This is a genomic window from Bariatricus sp. HCP28S3_A4 (assembly GCF_052066395.1).
Lineage (GTDB): Bacteria > Bacillota > Clostridia > Lachnospirales > Lachnospiraceae > Allocoprococcus.
The window spans coordinates 1-674 of the sequence record NZ_JBQHSE010000096.1; the positions used below are offsets into that span (position 1 = coordinate 1).

1 protein-coding gene is annotated in these 674 nt (G+C 38.7%); it reads left to right on the top strand.

Going from position 1 to position 674, the window contains the following annotated elements; genetic code table 11:
- Nucleotides 1-674 (top strand): transposase (locus ACTNBF_RS16505; protein ID WP_441089708.1); only part of this gene is annotated, 674 nt, incomplete at both ends.

The following is a 674-nucleotide window of genomic DNA, read 5'->3' on the forward strand; positions in this document are numbered from 1 at the left end:
AAACCTTTTGCTGTTTTATATAGTGATAAAGCTTCACGGCCAAACACTCCTGTTAACGTAATCATCGGAGCATGCATCATCAAAGAATTGTTTGATTACTCTGACGATGAGTTGGTTGAAGGCCTTATGCTTGATTTACGTTTACAGTATGCACTCCATACTACAAGCTTTACTGAACAGCCTCTGAGTGATAAAACACTGAGCCGTTTTCGCCGTAGATGTTATGATTATGAACAAACTCACGGAGTTGATTTATACAAAGCTGCCATCCAAAACTATAATAAAGAAATCGCCAAAATGATGGAGCTTGATGGCAAGATTCGTCGAATGGACTCCTTGATGATTAATTCAAACATGCGTATGCTTGCACGAAGTGAATTGATCTACTCCTGCATATCCCGATTAGTCACATATATTCATAGTGTAAAGCCGGAAATGCTTCCAGAGACACTTTTGCATTACGCACAGCCGAATGATTTCAACAAAGTATTTTATCATGAAAGAAGTTCTACACTGGAAGAGCGTATGGAACAGTTTTTAAAAGATGCAGAAACCCTTTATGATATCACCAAAACAGGATTCGAAGATGTCTCTGAGTATGAACTTTTTATTCGCTGTTTTTCAGAGCAGTCCATTGTCGAACAGGGAAAACGTCGCTGGATTACTAAGGAAGA